Raw genomic sequence first — 20925 nt, forward strand, 5'->3', positions numbered from 1 at the left:
CGCAACTGCACGATAGTGCAGTGAGCCTCGGAGGCCGTAAATCACGACGCGCAGCAGGTTTTGATAGGCGTTCAGCACAGGGTGATCCAGCTGCGCTCCTGCACGGAGCGCAGCGCCCCCTCGATCACCCGGTCCACCTCGTAGCCATCGCGGAAGGTGGGCCAGACCGCTTCGCCGCCGGCAATCGCCTGCAAAAAATCGCGCGCCTCGATGACGATCTGCTCGTTGTAGCCGGTGCCGTGCCCCGCGCCCTGGGAAAATGCCAGGTAGTCGGGATGGGCGGGGCCCATCAGCAGGCGCTGGAAGCCCTGGCGCTGCGCCGGGCGGCTGGCGTCGTACAGCCACAGTGCATTCTGGTCTTCCTGGTCAAAGGCAATCGCGCCTTTCGTCCCCGTGATGCGGTAGGTGTAGCCCATCTTGCGTCCGGCCGCCACGCGGCTGAAGGTCAGCGCGCCGAGGGCGCCGCTGGCGAAGCGCAGCATCAGGTTCCCCTGGTCGTCGTTTTCCACCGCTTCCATGCCCTGCGGGCCCTGGCGCTGCGCGTGCACGGTATTCATGTCCGCCACCAGCGCGTCGACGGGACCACCGAGGCGCAGGGCCAGGTTGATCAGGTGCGAGCCGACGTCGGCCAGCGCGCCGGCCCGCGTCGCCGTCGCCGCACGCGTGCGCCATGAGGCGGGCGCGCGCGGGTCGTGCAGATAGTCTTCCACGTGTTCCGCGGCGATGTGGATGATCTCGCCGATTTCTCCCGACTCGATGATCTGCCGCGCCAGCTGGCTGGCCGGCGTGCGGATGTAGTTGTAGCCGACCATGTTGGCCACGCCCGCCTGTTCGGCCGCCTGCGCCAGCTGCAGGGACTCGGCGGCGGAAAAGCCCAGCGGCTTTTCGCAGAACACGGGTTTGCCCAGGGCCAGCGCGGCCAGCACGATGTCCTTGTGCGTGGCCGGCGGCGTGGCGACGACGATGGCGTCGATGGCGGGATCGTTGACGAGTGCGCGCCAGTCGCCCGTGGCGCGGTTCCAGCCCAGTTCCCGCGCGCTGCGGGCCGCGCTTTCTTCGCTGCTGGTGGCGATGCATTCGCACACGGGATGGCGTGCCGTGGGGAAGATGCTGCGCACGGCCTTGTAGGCGATGGTGTGGGCCTTGCCCATGTAGCCGGCGCCGATGAGGCCGATGTTGATGTTGTGCATGTGGTGAGTCTCCAGTGTGATGGCGGTGTCGGATTCAGGCTTGCTGGCGCCAGGCGTGGCTGTCCAGCGCATCGCGGAAGCGCGCCGGCGGCCAGTCCTGCGCCAGCGCCTCGTGCATGAGCTGCTGCTGCGTGGGCGGTGCCATGCCGCCGATCGGCTGGTCGCGATCGAGGTTGCTGGGAAAGGCGTAGCCTTCGGCGCAGGCGGCAATCGCGTGGGCGATGCCATCGGCGGACAGGCCGCCCTGCGCGCGCAGCGCCTGCAGGGCCGGATACAGGGCGGCGCTCATGGCCTTGCGGTCCAGCGCTTCCATCGCGCGGCCGAATGGCGACGACACTTGCAGCAGGTTGGCCATGCGCCGGATGTCGGGCGAGCGGTTATGCCCGGCCGCATGGAACAGGGCGGGGTTGAAGAACACGGCGTCGCCTTTGGACAGCGGCAGCTGCACGCAATGCTGCGCGAAATAATCGCGGAAAGCGCTCTGCTGCCAGGCGAGAAAGCCTTCCCGATACGTCTGCGAATAGGGCAGGTACAGCGTCGGTCCCGATGCCAGCGGCATGTCGCCATGGGCGACGGCGCCCTGCAGGGTCAGGAGGGCGGACATCTGGTGCACGGGCGCGGGATACGCGGCGCAGGCGGTGGCGCTCTGGAAGCCCAGGTGGTAGTCGCGGTGCGGCGCCTGGGCGGCCCCGCCAGGGTTGACGACGTTCACCTGCGCCGTCATCTGGTAGGCCGGCCCCAGCCAGGCCTGCGATATCCAGGCAAAGACGGGATTGGCGTAATAGCGGGCGAAGGCGTCGGGCGCCCGCAAGCACAGCTTTTGCTGGGCGTTCCAGATGCGGTCGTTCGCGCCCGGCCTGGCGAAATGGTCGCCCGCCGCCTGGCCGCTGGCCTGCTGTTCGGCGATCAGGTCGCGAAACACACCGCTCACCCGATCCAGCGTATCGAGATCGTCGACGGCGCCTTGCAGCACCACCACGCCCGGTCCCTCCATCAGCGCCCGGCTCCATTCGGCCTGCAGCGCGCACAGCGCGGAGGGACCGGCGGCCAGCGCGCGCACGGCATCGCAGTCGTAGACGAGGATATTCGCTTCCACCGCGGCGGCGTGCGGATAGTCGGCCAGCGCCGTGCGCCGTTCGACGGCGCGGATGAAATCCTCCAGCCGGCAGTCTTGCGGCGACAGCCAGCAGGGGGAGGGCGCGGAAGGCGACTCCGCGCCGGCGTCGGTAGTGTGCATGTTTTGTCTCCATTGTTTAAGTTGTAGAATCAGTATAGGGATGAAAAGCCGCATTTTTCATCAAGAAATCCATCAAAAAACCATCAATTCGAATTGGATATCGCATGACCCATCCTTTCCCCGTCAAGGTCGTGGCGCTGCAGGCCGGCGTCAGCGTGGCCACCGTCGACCGCGTGCTTAAACAGCGCGGCGGCGTGCACGCGACCACCGTGCGCCGCGTGATGCAGGCGCTCGATGAACTGGCGCGGCAAAGCGCGCAGGTGGGCCTGGCGGGAAAAAAATTCATGCTCGACGTGGTGATGGTGGCGCCGCAGCGCTTTACCGATGCCGTGCGCGCGGCGCTGGAAGCCGAACTGCCGTCGCTGCACCCGGCCGTGCTGCGTTCGCGCTTTCACCTGCATGAAACGCTGGAAGTGGAAAAAATCGTCGCGCTGCTCGAACGCATCCGCAAAAATGGCAGCCACGGCGTGCTGCTCAAGGCGCCGGACTTGCCGTCGGTGGCCGAAGCCGTGAACCGGCTGGCGGCGGCCGGCATCCCCATGGTGACCCTGGTGACGGACATGCCGGGCTCCGCGCGTCGCGGCTACGTGGGCATGGACAACCGCGCGGCAGGGGAGACGGCCGCCTACCTGATCGGCCAGTGGCTGGGGGAGGAGAAAAAGCGCCAGAAGCAGCAGGTGCTGGTGACCCTCAGCAGCAACCGCTTTCACGGCGAGGAAGAGCGCGAGATCGGCTTTCGCCGCGCGCTGCGCGAACGGCACCGCCATCTGAGCATCGTCGAAGTGAGCGAGGGCCACGGCATCGACGGCGCCACGGGCGCGCTGGTGCGCCAGGCCCTGGCCGGGCATACAGGCATCGCCGCCGTGTATTCGATCGGCGGCGGCAATGCCGCCATCGTGCAGGCGTTCGCGCAGGCGGGCCGGCCATGCCGGGTCTTCATCGGCCACGACCTCGATGCCGACAATGTGGCGCTGCTGCGCTCGGGCGCGATCCAGGCCGTGCTGCACCACGACCTGGGCCAGGACATGCGCCGCGCCTGCCAGGAAATCCTGCGCGCGCAGGGCGCGCTGCCGGCCCTGGCGCGGCCGCAGCCGCTATCCGCCATCCAGGTGGTCACGCCGTGGAACCTGCCGGCCCTGGGCGCGGTGAATTGACAGTCGTCCGGGTCTGGCCGATACTCGCCGCTTCGCTCATCGCTCACCCCTGGAAGGAATCCCCGATGTCCGTCATTCCGACTTTGCATCAGACCGTGCTTGCCGCGGCACTCTCCATCGCGTTCGCCATGCCCGCGCTGGCCGCCGCTCCCGCAGTGGCCAGCGCGTCGTCGGCCTGGGTCGATGCCAGCAACCGCAACGCCGCCATCGTGCTGGCGGCGCAGGCGCAGTTTTCGCCCGAAGACGCCTCCGACACGGGCCTGGCGCAATACGACGGCCTGGCGGCCGACCTGGGGCCGAACATCACCGAGCGCCATGTGGCGGCCATGCAGCAGGCGCGCGCGCAGCTGCAGCAAAAGCTGGAACTGGAGCGCGACGAACGCATTCGCCAGGATCTGGAAATTTTGATCGGTGCCGTCGACCAGGAAATCGCCGGCGTCCAGCTCGACGCCCAACACAGCTTGCCGTGGGTCGACGTGCCGCAAATGGTCTTTGGCAGCATGCAAAGCCTGCTGCAGGAGCAGCGTCCGGCCGCGCGCCGCGCCAAGGCGCTCGAGCGGCTGCAGCGCTACGTGGGCCAGTATCCGGGCAGCACGCCGATCACGGCGCAGGCGAAAGCGCGCTTCACGGAAAAGATCGGCCAGACGGGACTGGCAGGCCCAGTGCGCCGGCAGGTGGAGCAGTCGCTCGAGAACGTGCCGACGTATATCGCCGGCATCCGCAAGCTGTTCGCCGACATGCAGATTGGCGGCGCGGAGGGGGCGCTGGCGGCCATGGAACAGCAACTGAACGAGTATGCGGCATGGGAAAGGCGAGTGGTGCTGCCGCTGGCGCGCACGGATTTCCGCATGGCGCCCGAGCTGTACGCGTTCCGCCTGAAGCAGGTGGGCATCGACATCGAACCGCGCGCGCTGGTCGAGCGGGCGGAAGTGGCCTACCTGGAAACGCGCGCGGCCATGCAGGCGCTGGCGCCCGTGGTGGCGGCCAGGCTGGCCTTGAAGGGCGTCGACGGCGCGGATTACCGCCAGGTGCTGCGCGCGCTGAAAAGCGATTCCATTCCCAACGAGCAGCTCGAAGCGCACTACAGGGGCGTCAATACGCAGCTCGAGGAGCGCATCCGCGCCCAGCGCGTGGTCGACCTGCCGCAGCGCGCGATGACCATGCGCCTGGCGTCGGCGGCGGAATCGGCGGCCCAGCCGGCGCCGCACATGCGTCCGCCTCCGCTGATCGGCAATACGGGGGAGCACGGCCAGTTCGTCCTGCCCGTCAGCAATCCGGCCGCCAGCGGCAAGGGCGAGGCCTATGACGATTTCAATTTCGCCGGCGCCGCCTGGACCCTGAGCGCGCACGAAGGCCGCCCCGGCCACGAGCTGCAGTTCAGCGCCATGGTGGAGCGCGGCGTGTCGCAGGCGCGCAGCCTGTACGCGTTCAACAGCGTCAACGTGGAGGGCTGGGCCCTGTACGCGGAAGCGGAAATGATCCCGTACGAGCCGGCCGAGGGCCAGTTCATCGCGCTGCAGTTCCGCATGCTGCGCGCGGCGCGCGCCATGCTCGACCCGATGCTGAACCTGGGGCAGGTGACGCGCGAAGAGGCGGGCCGCATCCTGACGCAGGAAGTGATGCTGTCGGCGCCGATGGCGCGCCAGGAACTGGACCGCTACACCTTCAATGCGCCGGGCCAGGCGGGCAGCTATTTTTATGGCTATACGCGCATCCTGCAGCTGCGTGCGGAAACGGAGCTGGCGCTGGGCGCGCAATTCGACCGCCTGGCCTTCAACAACTTCCTGCTGGGCCAGGGCTTGCTGCCGCCGGACCTGCTGGCCAAGGCCGTGCGCGAGCACTTCATCCCCGCGCAGCGCAAGGCCAAGGGCTGACGGCAGCCTGCGCCGCATGCCATACTGGCGTCCTTGAAATGATGACGTGAGTGGCGGGCATGTGGCGTGGGATCGTATTTGGTTTGCTGGCGGGCGCCTTCTGGGGCGCCGTTTTCATCGTGCCGGCCCTGCTGCCCGATTTTTCGCCGTTCGAGCTGATGGTCGGCCGCTACGTCTGCTATGGCGCGCTGGCGGCCGGCCTGATGTTGCCGCGCCTGTTGCCGCTGCTGCGGCGCTTGCGGCGCGGCGACTGGCTGGCCATGCTGCGCCAGGCCCTGGCCGGCAACGTCGTGTATTACCTGTTGCTGGCGTACGGCGTCAAGCTGGCCGGCGTGGCGGCCACCTCGCTGATCATCGGCCTGCTGCCCCTGAGCGTCACCATCCTGGGCCGCAAGGACCACGGCGCGCTGCCGCTGCACCGCCTGGCCTGGCCGCTGCTGGTGGTGGCCCTGGGCATTGCCTGCATCAATCTCGATGTCTTCAGCCATGACGTGGGCGTGGCGGCGGGCGGCGCCAGCCTGGCGCACAAGCTGCTTGGCGTGCTGTGCGCCGCCTGCGCGCTTGCCTGCTGGACCTGGTATGCGCTCGACAATGCCCGTTTTCTCAAGCGCCACGCGCATTTCAGTTCCGTGGAATGGTCGATGCTGTATGGCCTGGCCAGCGGCGTCATCGCCCTGGTCGCCGGCGCCGTGGCGCTGGCCCTGCAGCAGGCGGGCGAGGCGGGCGGCCAGGCGGTCCCCGGCCGCGACTGGCCCGTCTTCTGGCTCGTGTGCCTGCTGCTGGCGCTGGGCGCTTCCGTGATCGGCAACTACCTGTGGAACATGGCCTCGCGCCTGGTGCCGGTGACGCTGTCGGGCCAGCTGATCCTGTCCGAAACCCTGTTCGCGCTGCTGTATGGCTTCGTCTACGCGCAGCGCATGCCGCGTCCGCTGGAATGGGCGGCGATGCTCTTGCTGGCGGCGGGCGTGCTGTGGTCCGTGCAGCGACATGCGCAGCAGGAGCCGGAGCGCGGGGAAGGGCGGACGTAGCGAAAAATACATGGTTGCCAGCCTGCCGTTTGCACTGGCCGGGCCGTATAATTACGACAATGATGCTTGCCTTCCATGGGAGTTCCGCTTGCAATTACCGATCCGTTATCCGAACATGCCGCAACTGCTGCTGAAGGCGCGCGACAGCCTGCTGCAGCACTTCCGTCCCATCCTCAATCACTTCGGCGTGACGGAGCAGCAGTGGCGCATCATGCGCGCCCTGAATGAAAGCCCGACCCTGGAGCCGCGGGAGCTGTGCGACATCTGCCAGATTTCCAGCCCCAGCATGAGCGGCATCCTGGCCCGCATGGAAGAAATCGGCCTGATCGGACGCAGCAAGTTCGAAGGCGACCAGCGCCGCCGCAAGGTGCACCTGTCGGAAGCGGGCGCCAGCCTGCTGCTGCAGATGGGCAAGCTGATCGACTTGCAATACGAAAACCTGGAAGCGGCCTACGGCAAGCAGGTGTTCGAGGACATGCGCCGCACCCTGGAAGCCTTCATTGCGCTGGAAACCCTGCCGGTGGCGCCCGCCATCCTGCGCTGAACGGCCGCACCCGCTACCTCTCTCCTTCCTCTTGAAGCACCGACCGGCGCATGTTTTCTGCATGCGCCGCCGCTGCTTTGTCCACGCCTGTCGTCATCATTTTCGGCATATGCCGGGCTCGCGGCCCCGTTTTTGTCTGTTTTGCTATAAGACACAAGAAAGTTTTGCTATAAGACTATGCCTTACAGTCAATCACTTACATGTGAGTAAATAAGCGTATAATTTGCCTCACTTGATCCAAATCAAGAAGAACAGCGGGCGCGCCGGTCAGCGGATCGGGCGGCAACGCGGCGTCGAGGCCGGTACTGCGCCATCGCGGCGGCACTACTTGCCAGGCGTACAATAAATCAGGAAAGTCAGGAAAAATAATGAAGAATACTTGCATGCGCGCTACGGCGCTGGCCGCCTTTTCACTGCTTGGCGCAAACGTTTGCGCCCAAAGCAACGTCACCATCTATGGCGTTGTCGACGCGGCCACCGCATACGCGAGCAACCAGGGCGGCAACTCGAACACGTATATGCGCAGCGGCAGTTTGTCTGCCAGCAAGATCGGTTTCCAGGGCGTGGAAGACCTGGGCGGCGACCTGAAGGCGCTGTTCCTGCTGGAAAGCGGCTTTGAAAGCGATACGGGCGCGCAAAGTTCGGCCGACTCCCTGTTCAACCGCCAGGCCTACGTGGGCCTGCAATCGACGGCCTACGGCACCCTGACGGCCGGCCGCCAGTACACGCCGTACTACCTGCTGGTGGGATCTTTGGCATCGAGCAATGTCCTGACGGGCGCCACCGGCGCCCACCCTGGCGACATCGACGGCCTCGACACGACCGTGCGCATCAGCAATTCCCTGAGCTACAGCATGCCGGCGTGGCGCGGCCTGCAGGCCAGCGCGCAATACGGCTTTGGCGAAGCGGCCGACGGCAATGCCGTGGGCAGCAGCTTCAGCGCCGCCGTCAAGTACAGCACGTCGCCGGCCGAATTCGCGCTCGGCTATTTGAAACTGAAAAATGGCCGGAACGCGGCCAGCAGCATGGCCATGAGCGGCCAGGCCGGCTGGAACAGCAACGCCTCCGGCAGCTTCGGCGTGTCGGCCCTCAACCAGGGCTATATTTCGGCCGACAGCATCGAGTTCATCGCCGCCAGCGCGCGCTACACCATGGGCAGGTGGATGGTGGGCGCGAATGCCAGTAACGTGCAGTACCAGGCGGGCAGCCATTCCACCTTCCGCGACACGGCCATCTTCAACACGGCCGGCCTGATCTCGAGCTACCAGCTGACGCCACGGTGGTTCCTGGCCGCCGGCTACAGCGATACCTTCGCCAGCCACGCCAACGGCATCGCCGACCGCGCGCGCTACCGCCAACTGTCGTTCGAACAGACGTATGCGCTGTCGAAGCGCACCGCGATCTACCTGATCGAAGCGCGCCAGCTGGCGCGCGGCCAGACCCTGGGCCAGAACGGCGATATCGTCAACGCCGTCGCCTCGGTCGGCGATTCGCAGAACGGCACGCCGTCGTCGAACGGCGGCCAGACGGTGGTCATGGTCGGCCTCAAGCACTCTTTCTGAACGGTTGCTGAACTCACGGGAGCTTCAATTGGACGCTACACACAATAAGGAGGGCCGCGGTCCTCTCAATCCCGGCCGCCGCATGGTGCTGGCCGGCTTGCTGTCGGCTTCGGCCGCGGCGCTGATACCCTGGGCGCTGGCCGAGCCGGTCGCCGACGCGGAGCAGGGCGCCTTCCTGGGCGTGTCGGCCATGCTGGTGGGGCGTCCGGTGCTCGATCCCGTGCTGGCCAGGCGCCTGTATGACGCGCTGGTGGCGCAGGACGCCGCCTTCCCCGCGAATGTGCGCGCGTTGCTGGCCCTGATCAATGCGCAGGGCCTGCAGGCAGCCGGCCTGCAGGAAGCGCTCGATGCGCTCGATCCGGCGCAGTCGCCGCTGGCGGCCTTGCCGCGCCAGATCGCCAGCGCCTGGTACCTGGGCATCGTCGGCACGGGCGAGGCGGCCGTCTGCGTCGCCTACGAGCAGGCGCTGAACGCGGCCGTCGTGGCCGATGTCCTGAAGCCTCCCACGTATTCCTACGGCGCCTACGGCAGCTGGGCCAGAAAACCAATTTAAGGAGCCATCATGGCTGAACAACTGACCGCCGATTACCTCGTGATCGGCTCCGGCATCATCGGCTCGCTGGCCGCGCGCAAGCTGGCGCTGGCCGGCGCCTCGGTGCTGATCCTGGAAGCGGGGCCGCGCGTGTCGCGCGGCGAAATCGTCGCGCGCTTCCGCAACACGACGCGCCGCAGCGACTGGATGTCGCCGTATCCATCGGTAGCCACGGCGCCGCACCCGATCTACCAGCCGAAGGATAACGGCTACCTGGTGCAGGCCGGCCCGTATCCGTACCCGGCCGAATACATCCGCCAGTTCGGCGGCACCTCGTGGCACTGGGCCGCGCAGGCCTGGCGCAACGTGCCGAACGATTTCCGCATCCACACCCTGTATGGCGTCGGCGTCGACTGGCCGATCAGCTATGCAGACCTGGAGCCGTTTTACCAGGAAGCGGAAGAGATCATGGGCGTCTCGGGCGCCGACAATACAGGTTCGCCGCGCAAGCAGGCCTTCCCGATGGACCCCGTGACGGAGCCGTACGCGATGCGCCGCATCCGCGAGCGCCTCGACCCCTCGTTCAAGGTGGTCGGCAACACGGTGGCGCGCAACAGCGTCAGCTACGATGGCCGCCCGGCCTGCTGCGGCAACAACAGCTGCCAGCCGATCTGCCCCATCGACGCGCAATACCACGGCGGCATCGCCGCGCAGCAGGCGGAAGACGCGGGCGTGAAGATCGTCTGCAATGCCAACGTCTACAAGCTGGAACACGATGCGCAGGGCCGCATCACGGCCGCGCTGTACTACGACGTCGACAAGAAGAGCCACCGCGTCACGGCCAAGACTTTCATTTTGGCCGCCAACGGCATCGAAAGCCCCCGCTTGCTGCTCGTTTCCGCATCGGACAAATACCCGAACGGCCTGGCCAACAGCAGCGACATGGTGGGCCGCAACCTGATGGACCATCCGAGCACCTCGATCACTTTCGATGCCGATGAAGACCTGTGGCTGGGCCGGGGCCCGCAAAGCCCCAATTCCATCAACACCATGCGCGACGGCGACTTCCGCAGCCAGCATTCGCCATACCGCCTGGACTTCACGAACATCTCGCGCGTCGATGGCGCCTCGAAGGAACTGATCGGCAAGGGCGTGTTTGGCGCGGAATTCGAACAGCAGCTGCGTTTCCGCTCGGCGCGCGAAATGAGCCTGAAAAACGTGCTGGAAGTGCTGCCGAACCCGGAAAACCGCATCTCCCTGAGCAGCGAAAAGGATGCCATGGGCATTCCCAAGCCGCAGGCGCACTATGCGATCGACGACTATACGAAGCGCGGCCATGAACGCTCGAAGCAGGATTTCGAGCAGATCGCGAAACTGATGGGCGGCACCAATCTGCGCCACAGCAAGGAAGGCGTGTTCGCCAACAACCAGCACATCTGCGGCACCCTGTCGATGGGTTCCGACTCCGCCAAGGCCGTGTGCGACCAGTGGGGCCGCACCTTCGACCACGCCAACCTGTTCCTGTGCAGTACCGGCGTGCTGCCGACGTCCGGCACCTGCAATTCGACGGAAAACGGCCTGGCCGTGGCCTTGCGCACCGTCAAGCACATCCTCGATGAACAACAGGGAGGAACGGCATGATGGCGGCCTTCAGACTGGCGGCGGGCGCCGCCTTGCTGTCCCTGGCATTGCCCGTGCTGGCTGCCGGCGCATCCAGTCCGGATGCGGCGGCGATCGAGCGTGGCCGCTATCTGGCCACGGCCGGCGACTGCATCGCCTGCCATAGCGTGCCCGGCGGCAAGCCGATGGCGGGCGGCCTGGCCCTGGCCACGCCGCTGGGCGCCGTCTATGCCACCAACATCACGCCGTCCAAAACGCACGGCATCGGCAACTACACGCTCAAGCAGTTTTCCGACGCCGTGCGCCATGGCGTGCGTGCCGACGGCGCCAATCTGTACCCGGCGATGCCCTACACGGCCTACGCCAAGGTGACGGACGAGGACACGGCGGCCCTGTACGATTACTTCATGCATGGCGTGGCGGCCGTGGACGCGGCGCCGGCGCAAACGACGGATCTGCCATTCCCGTTCAACATCCGCCTGTCGATGGCGGGCTGGAATTGGCTGTTCCTCGACAAGAAGCCGTTCGTGGCCGATACGGCCAAGAGCATGGAGTGGAACCGCGGCGCCTACCTGGCGCAGGGCCTGGCGCACTGCACCACCTGCCATACGCCGCGCAATGCCTTGATGGCCGAGCAGTTGTCGAAAGAGCTGGGCGGCGCCGACCTGGGCACCTGGCATGCGCCGAATATCACCTCGGACGTCAACAGCGGCGTCGGCAGCTGGAGCCAGCAAGACCTGGTCGACTACCTGCGCACGGGCCGCGCTGCCAACAAGGCGCAGGCGGCCGGACCGATGGCCGAAGCCATCGACCATAGCCTGAAGCACCTGAGCGACGCGGACTTGAACGCCATCGCGCACTACGTCAAGAGCGTGCCCGCCATCCGCGACAAGGCCGATACGCAAGCGGTGACGCAATGGGGGCAGGCGGGCGACGCGCTCAATGCGATCCGGGGCGTGCCGCTGCCGCAGGACTTGAACAAGATGTCGGGTGCGCAACTGTACGATGCGCAGTGCGCCAGCTGCCACCAGGCCAGGGGCGAGGGCAGTTTCGACGGCAGCCTGCCGCCGCTGTTCCACAACTCGGTGACGGGCCGCAGCAACAGCAACAACCTGGTGATGGCGATCCTCGATGGCGTGGAGCGCCAGGACGGCAAGGGCAGCCATGCCTCAGGCCACCTGATGCCGGCCTTCCGCCAGACCCTGTCGGACGAGCAGATCGTCACCCTCGGCAATTACGTGCAGCAGATGTACGGCAATCCCGCCGTCAAGGTGACGGCGGAACAGGTGACGACCCTGCGCAACGGCGGCGCGCCGTCCAACCTGATCGGCCTGGCCCGCGCCGGCATCATCGTCGGCGTGCTGGTGCTGCTGGCGCTGCTGCTGTGGTGGCGCGGGCGCCGGCGCAAGCAAGCGTAAACGCCGAAGCATAAGCCGGGGCCAGGCCGGAAAGCCTGGCCCTTTTTTTATGCGGCAAAACCGCCGTCGATCTTCAGTCCCGCGCCCGTGACGAATGCCGCTTCCTCGCTGGCCAGGTAAGCCACCATGCCGGCGATTTCATCGGCGCTGCCGTGGCGCGGCAGGGCCATCAGGCCGTGCATCAGGTCGGCGAAGTCCCCCGTGGGCGGATTCATGTCGGTGGCGACGGGGCCCGGTTCCACGTTGTTGATGGTGATGCCGCGCGGGCCCAGGTCGCGTGACAGGCCTTGCGTCAGGCCGCTCAGCGCCGATTTGCTCATGGCGTAGGCGGCCGCGCCGCCGAACGGCATGCGGTGTGCATTCGTGCTGCCGATGTTGATGATGCGTCCGCCCGTCCGCATGTGCGCCACGGCCGCCTTGATGGCGACGAAGACGGCGCGCACGTTGACGGCCACGGTCTTGTCGAAGTCCGCCAGCGAAAAATCGTCGATGGCGCCGGGCAGGAAGACGCCGGCGTTGTTGACGAGGATATCGACGCGGCCGAACTGCGCCGCCACCTGGTCGATGGCCGCCGTCAGGGCCACGGCGTCGGCCGCATCGGCCTGCACGGCCAGCGCCTTGCCGCCGGCTGCTTCCACCTTGCCTGCCAGCGCCTGCGCTTCGGCCGCGGAACTCTGGTAAGTGAAGACCACCGTGGCGCCCTGCAGGGCCAGGCGGCGCACGATGGCGGCGCCGATGCCGCGCGAGCCGCCCGTGACGAAGGCGATCTTGTTCAGCAATGATGGGGAAGTGGTGTTGGCTTGGGTGTGCATGATGTGCTTTCTGTGTGGGGAGTCGAGGAGTTCAGTATCTGCCTTTCATTCCTGGCGCGCTAGCCATGAATCGCTACAATCACTTTCAACCATTAGTATCAAATGAGCGGGTAGAATAGACGCATGGACGCCCTCAATCATTTGCAATCATTCGTGCTGTCGGCCGAGGCGGGCAGCTTTTCCGCGGCCGCGCGCCGCCTGGGGCTGACGCCGGCCGCCGTCAGCAAGAACGTGGCGCGCCTGGAAGCGAGCCTCGGGCTGCGCCTGTTCCAGCGCAGCACGCGGCGCCTGACCCTGACGGAAGGGGGCGAACGCTTCCTGCAGCAGATTGGCGGCGCCCTGGCCACCCTGCGCGAAGCCATCGCCGACGTGGCCGAGGAGGGCGGCCAGCCGGCCGGCGTGCTGAAGATCAGCATGGCGCCGTCGTTCGGGCGCAGCTACGTGGTGCCGCTGCTCGGCGAATTCATCGCGCGCTACCCGGGCGTGATCCCCGACTGCCATTTCGACAACCGCCAGGTGGACCTCGTGGGCGAAGGCTTCGACGTCGCCATCGGCGGCGGCATCGAACTGACGCCGGGCGTGGTGGCGCGCGAACTGGGGCATGCGCACATCGTGGCCACGGCGTCGCCCGCCTTCATGCAGGGTAAAACCATGCCCGTGCATCCGTCGGACCTGGCGCCATTCGACGGCGTGGCGCGCCGTTCGGCCGGCAGCGGGCGCCTGCGCAGCTGGATACTGCGCGATGGCCGGGGCGGCGAGGGCGTGGCCGAATGCCGGCCGCGCGCCATCTTCGACGATCCGGAAGCGATGGCGCAGGCGGCCATCATGGGCGTTGGCGTGGCGCTGCTGCCCATGCCGCATGCGCTGCCCCATTTGCGCAGCGGCGCCCTGGTGCGGCTGCTGCCCGGCTGGCATGCCGATTCCGGGCCCCTGTCGATATACTATCCGAGCAAGAAGCTGCTGCCGGCGAAGACGCGCGTGTTCGTCGATTTCTTGCTGGAGCAGTTCCGCCAGCGCGATTTCGCCGCCCAGATGCGGCCCGACTAACGAAGAGAAAGCACGCATGCCTGGTAATTACAGCCTGTTTTACACCTTTGACGGCGATCAGCCGGCCCGCTTCCGCGAGGTGCGCGTGTTCGGCACGACGGTCTGGACGGCCGGCGGCGCCGCCATGACCTGGGGCGAGGAAACGCGCAGCGACTACGCCAGCGCGGCGCAGGCGCGCGCCGCGTATGCCGCCCATTGCCAGGCGGCGCTGGCCGATGGCCATGCGCTGGCGCGTGAAAGCCTGATCGACCCCGCTGCATTCGATGTCGCGCTGCTGCAAAGCCTGGTGGCAGACGCCGCGCGCCTGGCCTTCGATGCCGTGCGCGCCGCCCATCCCGGCCAGCACATCAACGCGTTCGCGCTGGTCAGCGACGACAGTGCCATGACCATCGGCCCCATGGCGAATAGCCGCGAAGCGCTGGCGGCCTCGGAGTATGGCGACGAGATGCTGTGGAATCCGGCCGAATGGGCGTTTGACGATGGCGGCGCGTATTTCGACAGCGCCTACCGCCTGCTGTTGCAGGCCCACCGCGACTTGCCGTTCGACGTGGATTTCGCGACCTTCCGCACGGGCGTGTTCGAGGCCTGCATCGCGGCGCTGGCGCAGCTCGATGCCGAAGGCGCGTTCGGCGCCGGCGCGCAGCGCGACGATAGCGTGCTGCTATTCGAGGTCAGCGACAGCGAAGCGGTGGAGGGCGCCATGGCGCGATTGAATCCGCCGGCGGTGCTGGCGCGTTTCGAGGCGTGGATGGCCAGCTGGGCCGATTAGGCTTTACGCCGCCACCAGCCTCAGTCTCGTAATCTCGGCCGGCGCGCCGATGCGCTTGGGCGGGCCCCAGTAGCCGGTGCCGCGGCTGACGTAAATCCACAGGCGGCCGCGCCGGTGCAGGCCGGCCACATACGGCTGCTGCAGCGGCACGAACAGATTCCACGGCCAGAACTGTCCACCGTGCGTGTGGCCCGACAATTGCAGGTCGTAGCCGGCCAGCTCCGCTTCCGGCGCGCTGCGCGGCTGGTGCGCCAGCAGGATGCGCGGGATGGCGGCCGGCGCGCCGGCGATGGCGGCCCGCGGGTCGCTCTTCTGGGCTGGATCGAAACCGGCCGCATTGAAGTCGGTCACGCCGGCCAGCGCCAGGCGCGCGCCGTCGTGCTCGAGGATCGCGTGCTCGTTCATCAGCACGCGCAAGCCCAGGCGGCGAAATTCCGAGACCCACGGGCCGGCGCCCGAATAGTATTCGTGGTTGCCCGTCACCAGAAACACGCCATGGCGCGCGCGCAGCTCGCCCAGCGGCGCCGTGTGCGCCCCCAGTTGCGCCACCGTGCCGTCGACGACGTCGCCCGTGATGGCGATGGCATCCGCTTGCAGGCCGTTGGCGCGCGCCACGATGGCCTCGACGTAGGCGCGCTTGATGGTGGCGCCGACGTGGATGTCGCTCAGCTGCACGATGGTGAAGTGGTGCAGCGCCGGCGGCAGGCCGGCAATCGGCACGTCGACGTCGCGCACCCTGGCCACCCGGCGCGCGTTGACGAAGCCGGCGATGGTGGCCAGCAGCGCCAGGAGCAGGACGGCGATGGCGGACGCCTGCGCATGCGGGCGCGCGGCGGGAATGAACATCAGCAGTGCGCGCAGCAGCGTGAGCACGAACAGCGAGGAAAAAAAGCCCATGCACAGAGAGCCAGCCCAGCTGAGGCGGTCGGCCAGGCGCGCATCGCCGGTGACGGCGCGGGCGAAGATCGTCATCGGCATCAGCATGGTCGAGGCCAGCAAGACGGCGCCGCCCAGCAGCCAGCCGGCCAGGCCGATGGGCAGCGCCGGCAGCAGCAGCCAGCCCAGCAGGGCGTGCAGGGCGCCCAGTATCATGGTGATGCGCAGCAGCGGCGTGCGGGTTTTCATGTCATGGTTCCAGAAATGGGGGCCGGGATAGGCGCGGGCGGTGCGCACGCGCTGCCGTCCGGGCGGCGGCGCGCATGGCTGGCCGCCGCCGCTGCCGCATCGCGGCAAGGCCGAAACCGTCGCGTTTCGCACGCGCCGATTATAGCCGAAGCGTTAGGCGGGCGGGCCGCCGCGCCCGGGGCGGGGCGGCGGCGCTCACTGGCCGATATGCAGTCCCAGGGTGGCCAGCTTGCCGAAATCGACAGGTTTGGCAAAATGCTCATTGAAACCGGCCTGCATGGCGGCTTGCCTGTCGTGTTCCTGGCCGTAGCCGGTCAGTGCCACCAGCAGGAATTGCTGCGGGATCGGCAGCTTGCGCAGGGCGACGGCGACTTCATAGCCGTTCATGTCGGGCAGGCCGATGTCGAGGAAGACGATGTCGGGCCTGAATTCCAGCGTGCGCTCGGTGGCCTGGGCGCCCGTGTAGGCCGTGCGCACCGTGTGGCCGTACATTTCCAGCAATTCGGCCAAGGTGTCGGCCGCATCGCAGTTGTCGTCGACGACGAGGATGCGCTGGCTGCCGCCAGCATCGGCTGGCGCTGCGGGTGGCGCCGGCAGCGGCACGTTGGCGTCGAGCGGCAGATGGACTTCAAAGGTGCTGCCCAGGCCCACGCCCGGACTGTGCACGCTGACCTGGCCGCCGTGCAGCTCGACCAGGTTGCGTACCAGCGACAGGCCGATGCCCAGGCCGTCCTGCACGCGGTCGGGCGAATGGCCGCTCTGGGCGAACAGGCCGAAGATGCTGTCGATGCTGGCGGCGGCGATGCCGATGCCGTTGTCGCTGAGGCGGATGGCCACGTTGTCGCCTTCGCGCGCGGCGCAAATGGCGATGCGCCCGCCCGGCGCCGTGAACTTGGCCGCGTTGAGCAGCAGGTTGGCGACGATCTGCGACAGCCGCACGGCGTCGCCGCAGACCCACAGTTCTTCCGAGGGCAGCTTGACGTCCAGCGCGTGGCCGCGCGCCTCGATGCTGTGCGAACTGGTCTCCAGCGCGCTGCGGATGACGCTGGCCAGGCTGACGCTTTCCCACTGCAGCGAGATCTTGCCCTGCGAAATGCGCGACACGTCGAGCAGGTCGTCCACCAGGCGCACCAGGTGGTCCGTATGGCGGGCGATGGTGCGGCGCGCATTGTCCTGCATGGCCGGCACGACGGGATCGAGCTTGCACAGCAGGGCTAGCGCCGTGCGGATCGGTCCCAGCGGATTGCGCAGTTCATGCGCGAGGGTGGCCAGGAATTCATCCTTGCGGCGGTCGACGTCGCGCAGTTCGCGCTCGACCTGGCCCAGGCGCAGCAGCGCCCGGACGTTCGCGATCAGTTCATCGGCTTCGATCGGTTCGACCAGGTAGTTGTCGGCGCCGCCGTCGAGGGCGCGGATCTTGTCGGCCGTGCCGATGCACGAGGCGGACGTCTGCAGCACCAGGATGGTGTTGGTGTCGGCGCCCCCTTTCAGCTGGCGGCACACTTCCAGGCCGTTGATGTCGGGCAGCTTGACGTCGAGCAGGATCAGGTTGGGGCGGTCCTGGCGCGCGCGCAGCAGCGCGTCGCCGCCGTTCGACGCTTCGATCACCTTGAAGCCGGCGCGGGTGAGGATGCGCGATTTGGCGTAGCGTGCGCCGTCGCTGTCATCCACGTTCAGGATCAGTGCATCGCTGTTTTTATCCGGTAGCATGCGCATTGTTCCAGGTGGTTGTGCCTTGCGGCGGGGCCGGTTCTTGCCGGTGGTGTGGATTGCCGATCAGGGCGCGCAGGGTGGACAGCAGCTGCTGGCGCAGCAGGGGCTTGACGTAATAGGCGTCGGCGCCCAGCGCCAGGCCCTTGCGCTGGTCCTCGATTTCGGTGGCGACGATGATCGGCACCTGGCGCCGCAGCGGGTCGTTTTTCAGTTCCGCCAGCCAGTGCCAGGCGCTTTCGCCATGCAGCAGGATGTCGAGGATGACGGCGGCGGGCCGCTGCTGTTCCCAGCGTTCCTCCGCTTCTCGCACGCTGCGCGCTGCCACCACGCGAAATTCGCTGCCGGCCAAAAATTTTTCATACAGCAGGCGGATGGGGGGATTGTCTTCCACCACCAGCACGGCGATGCGCTGGTCGTTGCCGTTGTCGTTGGCCGGCGCGCAGGGCGGCAGGCTGCCTTCGGGCGCGTCGTAGCGCACGGGCAGGACGACGGAAAACAGCGAGCCCTGGCCCGGCGTGCTTTCCACGGCCACCGTGCCATTGAGCAGGGTGGCCAGGTTGCGGCACAGGGGCAGGCCGAGGCCCGTGCCCTTGACCTTGCGCTGCATGTGGTTTTCCACCTGGCTGAATTCCTCGAAGATCATCTGCACGTCCTCGGCGCCGATGCCCAGACCCGTGTCGGAGACGGAAAAGCGGATCGCGTCCTGTTCCGGCAGGGGCGTGGCGCTGACGATGATGGCGCCGGCCTCGGTGAACTTGAGGGCGTTGGAGATGAAGTTGCGCAGGATTTGCGACAGCTTGCCTTCGTCCGTATGGATCTGCAGGCCCGCATCGGGATCGAGGAAGGTGAGCGTGAGCGACTCGGACACCAGCAGCGGACGCAGCATGCCGCGCAGGGCGCTGAACAGGTCGGCCACCTGGAAGCTGTTGGCGTGCACGTCGACCTTGCCCGCCTCGATCTTGGCCAGGTCCAGCAAGTCGTTGACCAGGTCGCTCAGGCTGACGGCGCCCTGCAGGATGAACAGCACCTGTTTTTCCTGTTCCGCCGACAGCTCGCCATCGACGCGGTCGAGCAGCAGCTTGGCCAGCGCGCGGATGGAGCTGAGCGGCGTGCGGAATTCATGGCTCATGTTCGACAGGAAGCGCGATTTCATCTGGTCGGCGCGGCGCAGGTGGTCGGCCTTTTCATCGAGTTCGGCGTACAGCGCCACCACGCCGCGGTTGGTGTCTTCCAGTTCGCGCGTCAGCTGCAGCAAGTCTTCCTGGCGCGTCTTCAGTTCGGCCAGGGTGCCCAGCAGCTCGCGGTTCTGCTGCTGCACCTCGGCCACGGTGATGTCCGATGGCAGCGCCTGCAGGCTGCCGGAGAGGGTGCCGATTTTCTGCCCATCGAGCAGGGGCGCATCGCGCGGGAACAGCTTTTGCAGCGTAATTTCCGTGCCCTGGCCCGGCACGCTGTGGATGTGGCAGCGGTCCATCAGGCGCTGCGCGCCCAGGATGCCCAGCCCCATGCCCGTCGGCGAATGGTAGGTGCCGGCCAGGATGCGCTCGAGCTGGGCGATGCCGGGGCCCTGGTCCTCGATGCGGATGGTAAACACCTGCGGCGCCGTCTGGCCATCGATGGCGAAATGGACTTTGCCGCTGCCCGCGTAGTTATATACATTGCGCGCCAGTTCCGACACGGCCGTGGCGATGCGCACCTGGTCCTGCACGCCAAAGCCGCACAGGGCGGCGATCTGCCGCGCGCGCTGGCGCGCCCCGACGACATCGAGCTCGCTGGCGATATTGGCGGTCAATATGCGTTGTGTCATGCTGTCCCTTCTTCTCCGGTTGCGGCCTGGTGCTCCTCATGTTCGCGCAGCACCACCACGGTGACATCGTCGCGCCCGCGCGCAAAGTCGCGGTACAGCGCGGCGGCGACCAGGCTCGGATGGCATTGCGCCAGGCCCGGATACTGTTCCAGGTCCCAGCGCGTGTGCAGGCCGTCCGAATGCATGATCAGCATGGTGCCGACCTGCCACGGATAGCGGAATTCCTGCAGCTTGCGCAGGTTGCTGCCGACGATGCCGTTGTGCGACAGCAGGTGACGGCGCTGTTGCGGCGCAAAGGCGCAGGCGGCGATATTGCCCACGCCGGCGTAGCGCAATTCCTGGCGCGCGCTGTCGATATGCGCCACGGCCAGCGCCGCGCCGCGCGTGCCGCGCAGGGCGCCGTGGGCCAGTTCGATGAAAGGCGCGGGCAGGAGCGGCAGGCCGGGCGTGCTCTCTTCGAGCAGCGCGCTGGCCAGGTCCGAGGCGCGCGCCGCCAGCGGGCCATGGCCCAGGCCATCGGCCACCATCAGGCTCAGTTCATGGCCTTCGCACACCACGTTCCAGGCGTCGCCGCACACCTGCTCCGAGGCCAGCGGCAGGCAGACGGCGCCGACCTGCCAGTTCGGACTGGGGGGGATGGCGCTGCTGGCGTGCGGACCCCACACCACCATCATCAGCAAGGTGCCCTTGCCGGGTGCCGTGTACAGGTCGAATTCCTGGCTCAGGCGGCGGATCGCGCCCAGGCCCACGCCATACGTGCCCGTGGTGGAATGGCCATCCTGCATGTGCTGGCGCACGTTGGCCATGCCTGGCCCGCTGTCGATCGCCAGCACCTCGATGCCGCTGCAGCCGCCGCGCACCACCTTGCGCAGCAGGATCTCGCCGCGCCGCGCATGCTTGACGATGTTGGTGGCCGCCTCGCTGATGACGATGGCCAGCTGGCCCGCGCGCACGTCGTCGAAGCCGATGTGGCGCGCCAGTTCGTTGCCGGCGCGGCGGGCCGCGGCGATTTCGCTCGGTTCGCCGATGGGAAAACTTCTTTGCCTGAGGATGTCAGGGTACGGCTCTTGGTGGTTCAAAACAGCTTCCATTTCGCGATGGTGACGGTGGTGCCCGCGCCGGGCGCCGTGTCGATGTGAAATGCGTCGGCCAGGCGCTTGGCGCCGCCCAGGCCCAGCCCCAGCCCGCCGCCGGTGGTGTAGCCATCGGTCAGCGCCTGGGGAATATCGTCGATGCCCGGTCCCGCATCGACAAAGCTCAGTTCCAGCCCGAGGCGCGCGCCATCGCGCACGCGCGCGATGCGCGCCTCGCCGCCGCCGCCGTAGCGCAGGGTGTTGCGTGCCAGTTCGCTGGCCGCCGTGATGATCTTGGTCTGTTCGATCAGGCCAAAGCCCATGGCGACCATGCTGTCGCGCACCTGCTTGCGCAGGCGCACCACGTCTTCATCGCTGCGCAGCGGCAGTACCTGCGCCGCTTCCTGCGTCGTTGCCGGC

General features: G+C 67.4%; 18 protein-coding genes. 10 read left to right on the forward strand and 8 right to left on the reverse strand.

The window, feature by feature from the left end; genetic code table 11:
- Nucleotides 1-71 precede the first annotated feature (71 nt).
- Nucleotides 72-1190: a Gfo/Idh/MocA family oxidoreductase gene (locus tag O0880_RS10955; RefSeq protein WP_289886459.1), complete on the reverse strand. Its 1119-nt coding sequence runs from the start codon at nt 1188-1190 to the stop codon at nt 72-74.
- A 34-nt stretch (nt 1191-1224) separates the two neighbouring features.
- Entirely contained in the window at nt 1225-2427 is a 1203-nt protein-coding gene (locus tag O0880_RS10960; RefSeq protein ID WP_289886460.1) for a phytanoyl-CoA dioxygenase family protein, read from the reverse strand.
- 104 nt (nt 2428-2531) lie between these two features.
- On the opposite strand from O0880_RS10960, the gene O0880_RS10965 reads away from it, so the two are divergent.
- From O0880_RS10965 to O0880_RS11000, 8 genes are all read left to right on the forward strand, one after another.
- On the forward strand, nt 2532-3581 hold the full coding sequence (locus tag O0880_RS10965) for a LacI family DNA-binding transcriptional regulator (protein WP_289886461.1): 1050 nt from the start codon (nt 2532-2534) through the stop codon (nt 3579-3581).
- 65 nt (nt 3582-3646) lie between these two features.
- Nucleotides 3647-5455 carry a DUF885 domain-containing protein gene (locus O0880_RS10970; protein ID WP_289886462.1) on the forward strand — a complete coding sequence of 603 codons (1809 nt, stop codon included), beginning with the start codon at nt 3647-3649 and terminating at the stop codon, nt 5453-5455.
- A 59-nt stretch (nt 5456-5514) separates the two neighbouring features.
- Nucleotides 5515-6483, forward strand: coding sequence for a DMT family transporter (locus O0880_RS10975; protein WP_289886464.1), 969 nt, complete (start codon nt 5515-5517; stop codon nt 6481-6483).
- A gap of 88 nt (nt 6484-6571) precedes the next feature.
- Nucleotides 6572-7027 (forward strand): homoprotocatechuate degradation operon regulator HpaR, encoded by a 456-nt coding sequence (gene hpaR, locus O0880_RS10980; RefSeq protein WP_232251255.1) that lies wholly within the window; start codon nt 6572-6574, stop codon nt 7025-7027.
- A 368-nt stretch (nt 7028-7395) separates the two neighbouring features.
- Nucleotides 7396-8589, forward strand: a complete 1194-nt coding sequence (locus O0880_RS10985; protein ID WP_289886465.1) for a porin — start codon at nt 7396-7398, stop codon at nt 8587-8589.
- A 28-nt stretch (nt 8590-8617) separates the two neighbouring features.
- Nucleotides 8618-9142, forward strand: coding sequence for a sugar dehydrogenase complex small subunit (locus O0880_RS10990; protein WP_289886466.1), 525 nt, complete (start codon nt 8618-8620; stop codon nt 9140-9142).
- 9 nt (nt 9143-9151) lie between these two features.
- Complete coding sequence (locus O0880_RS10995; RefSeq protein ID WP_289886467.1) at nt 9152-10762, forward strand: GMC family oxidoreductase; 1611 nt, start codon at nt 9152-9154, stop codon at nt 10760-10762.
- Entirely contained in the window at nt 10759-12159 is a 1401-nt protein-coding gene (locus tag O0880_RS11000) for a c-type cytochrome (protein WP_289886468.1), read from the forward strand. Before O0880_RS10995 ends, O0880_RS11000 begins: the two co-directional genes overlap by 4 nt.
- A 47-nt stretch (nt 12160-12206) precedes the next feature.
- Here the strand turns inward: O0880_RS11000 and O0880_RS11005 are convergent, their stop codons facing one another.
- Nucleotides 12207-12971, reverse strand: a complete 765-nt coding sequence (locus O0880_RS11005) for an SDR family oxidoreductase (RefSeq protein ID WP_289886469.1) — start codon at nt 12969-12971, stop codon at nt 12207-12209.
- 123 nt (nt 12972-13094) lie between these two features.
- On the opposite strand from O0880_RS11005, the gene O0880_RS11010 reads away from it, so the two are divergent.
- Nucleotides 13095-14018, forward strand: a complete 924-nt coding sequence (locus O0880_RS11010) for a LysR family transcriptional regulator (protein ID WP_289886470.1) — start codon at nt 13095-13097, stop codon at nt 14016-14018.
- Between the two features lie 16 nt (nt 14019-14034).
- Nucleotides 14035-14787: a DUF4303 domain-containing protein gene (locus tag O0880_RS11015; RefSeq protein ID WP_289886471.1), complete on the forward strand. Its 753-nt coding sequence runs from the start codon at nt 14035-14037 to the stop codon at nt 14785-14787.
- A gap of 3 nt (nt 14788-14790) precedes the next feature.
- On the opposite strand, the gene O0880_RS11020 is transcribed toward O0880_RS11015, so the two are convergent.
- The 5 genes from O0880_RS11020 to O0880_RS11040 all read right to left on the reverse strand — a co-directional run bounded on the left by O0880_RS11020 (nt 14791) and on the right by O0880_RS11040 (nt 20894).
- On the reverse strand, nt 14791-15912 hold the full coding sequence (locus O0880_RS11020; RefSeq protein ID WP_289886472.1) for a metallophosphoesterase: 1122 nt from the start codon (nt 15910-15912) through the stop codon (nt 14791-14793).
- 195 nt (nt 15913-16107) lie between these two features.
- Nucleotides 16108-17622, reverse strand: a complete 1515-nt coding sequence (locus O0880_RS11025; protein WP_071326399.1) for a response regulator — start codon at nt 17620-17622, stop codon at nt 16108-16110.
- Complete coding sequence (locus O0880_RS11030) at nt 17609-19432, reverse strand: ATP-binding protein (protein ID WP_289886474.1); 1824 nt, start codon at nt 19430-19432, stop codon at nt 17609-17611. Before O0880_RS11030 ends, O0880_RS11025 begins: the two co-directional genes overlap by 14 nt.
- Entirely contained in the window at nt 19429-20511 is a 1083-nt protein-coding gene (locus O0880_RS11035; protein WP_289886475.1) for an ATP-binding SpoIIE family protein phosphatase, read from the reverse strand. The genes O0880_RS11030 and O0880_RS11035 overlap by 4 nt, the downstream gene beginning before the upstream one ends.
- A complete protein-coding gene (locus O0880_RS11040) occupies nt 20508-20894 on the reverse strand; it encodes an ATP-binding protein (protein WP_071326400.1) in 387 nt (128 codons plus the stop codon). The genes O0880_RS11035 and O0880_RS11040 overlap by 4 nt, the downstream gene beginning before the upstream one ends.
- Between the last annotated feature and the right edge of the window lie 31 nt (nt 20895-20925).

Source organism: Janthinobacterium sp. SUN118, from assembly GCF_030397695.1.
GTDB lineage: Bacteria > Pseudomonadota > Gammaproteobacteria > Burkholderiales > Burkholderiaceae_D > Janthinobacterium.

Excerpts from the sequence above, each read along its gene's own strand:
- O0880_RS11005 (WP_289886469.1), bottom strand. The coding sequence starts at position 12,971 with ATGCACACCCAAGCCAACACCACTTCCCCATCATTGCTGAACAAGATC.
- O0880_RS11000 (WP_289886468.1), top strand. The coding sequence starts at position 10,759 with ATGATGGCGGCCTTCAGACTGGCGGCGGGCGCCGCCTTGCTGTCCCTG.
- O0880_RS10955 (WP_289886459.1), bottom strand. The coding sequence starts at position 1,190 with ATGCACAACATCAACATCGGCCTCATCGGCGCCGGCTACATGGGCAAG.
- O0880_RS11010 (WP_289886470.1), top strand. The coding sequence starts at position 13,095 with ATGGACGCCCTCAATCATTTGCAATCATTCGTGCTGTCGGCCGAGGCG.
- O0880_RS11020 (WP_289886472.1), bottom strand. The coding sequence starts at position 15,912 with ATGAAAACCCGCACGCCGCTGCTGCGCATCACCATGATACTGGGCGCC.
- O0880_RS10960 (WP_289886460.1), bottom strand. The coding sequence starts at position 2,427 with ATGCACACTACCGACGCCGGCGCGGAGTCGCCTTCCGCGCCCTCCCCC.
- O0880_RS10985 (WP_289886465.1), top strand. The coding sequence starts at position 7,396 with ATGAAGAATACTTGCATGCGCGCTACGGCGCTGGCCGCCTTTTCACTG.
- O0880_RS10965 (WP_289886461.1), top strand. The coding sequence starts at position 2,532 with ATGACCCATCCTTTCCCCGTCAAGGTCGTGGCGCTGCAGGCCGGCGTC.
- O0880_RS10970 (WP_289886462.1), top strand. The coding sequence starts at position 3,647 with ATGTCCGTCATTCCGACTTTGCATCAGACCGTGCTTGCCGCGGCACTC.
- O0880_RS10995 (WP_289886467.1), top strand. The coding sequence starts at position 9,152 with ATGGCTGAACAACTGACCGCCGATTACCTCGTGATCGGCTCCGGCATC.
- O0880_RS11015 (WP_289886471.1), top strand. The coding sequence starts at position 14,035 with ATGCCTGGTAATTACAGCCTGTTTTACACCTTTGACGGCGATCAGCCG.
- O0880_RS11030 (WP_289886474.1), bottom strand. The coding sequence starts at position 19,432 with ATGACACAACGCATATTGACCGCCAATATCGCCAGCGAGCTCGATGTC.
- O0880_RS11025 (WP_071326399.1), bottom strand. The coding sequence starts at position 17,622 with ATGCTACCGGATAAAAACAGCGATGCACTGATCCTGAACGTGGATGAC.
- O0880_RS10975 (WP_289886464.1), top strand. The coding sequence starts at position 5,515 with ATGTGGCGTGGGATCGTATTTGGTTTGCTGGCGGGCGCCTTCTGGGGC.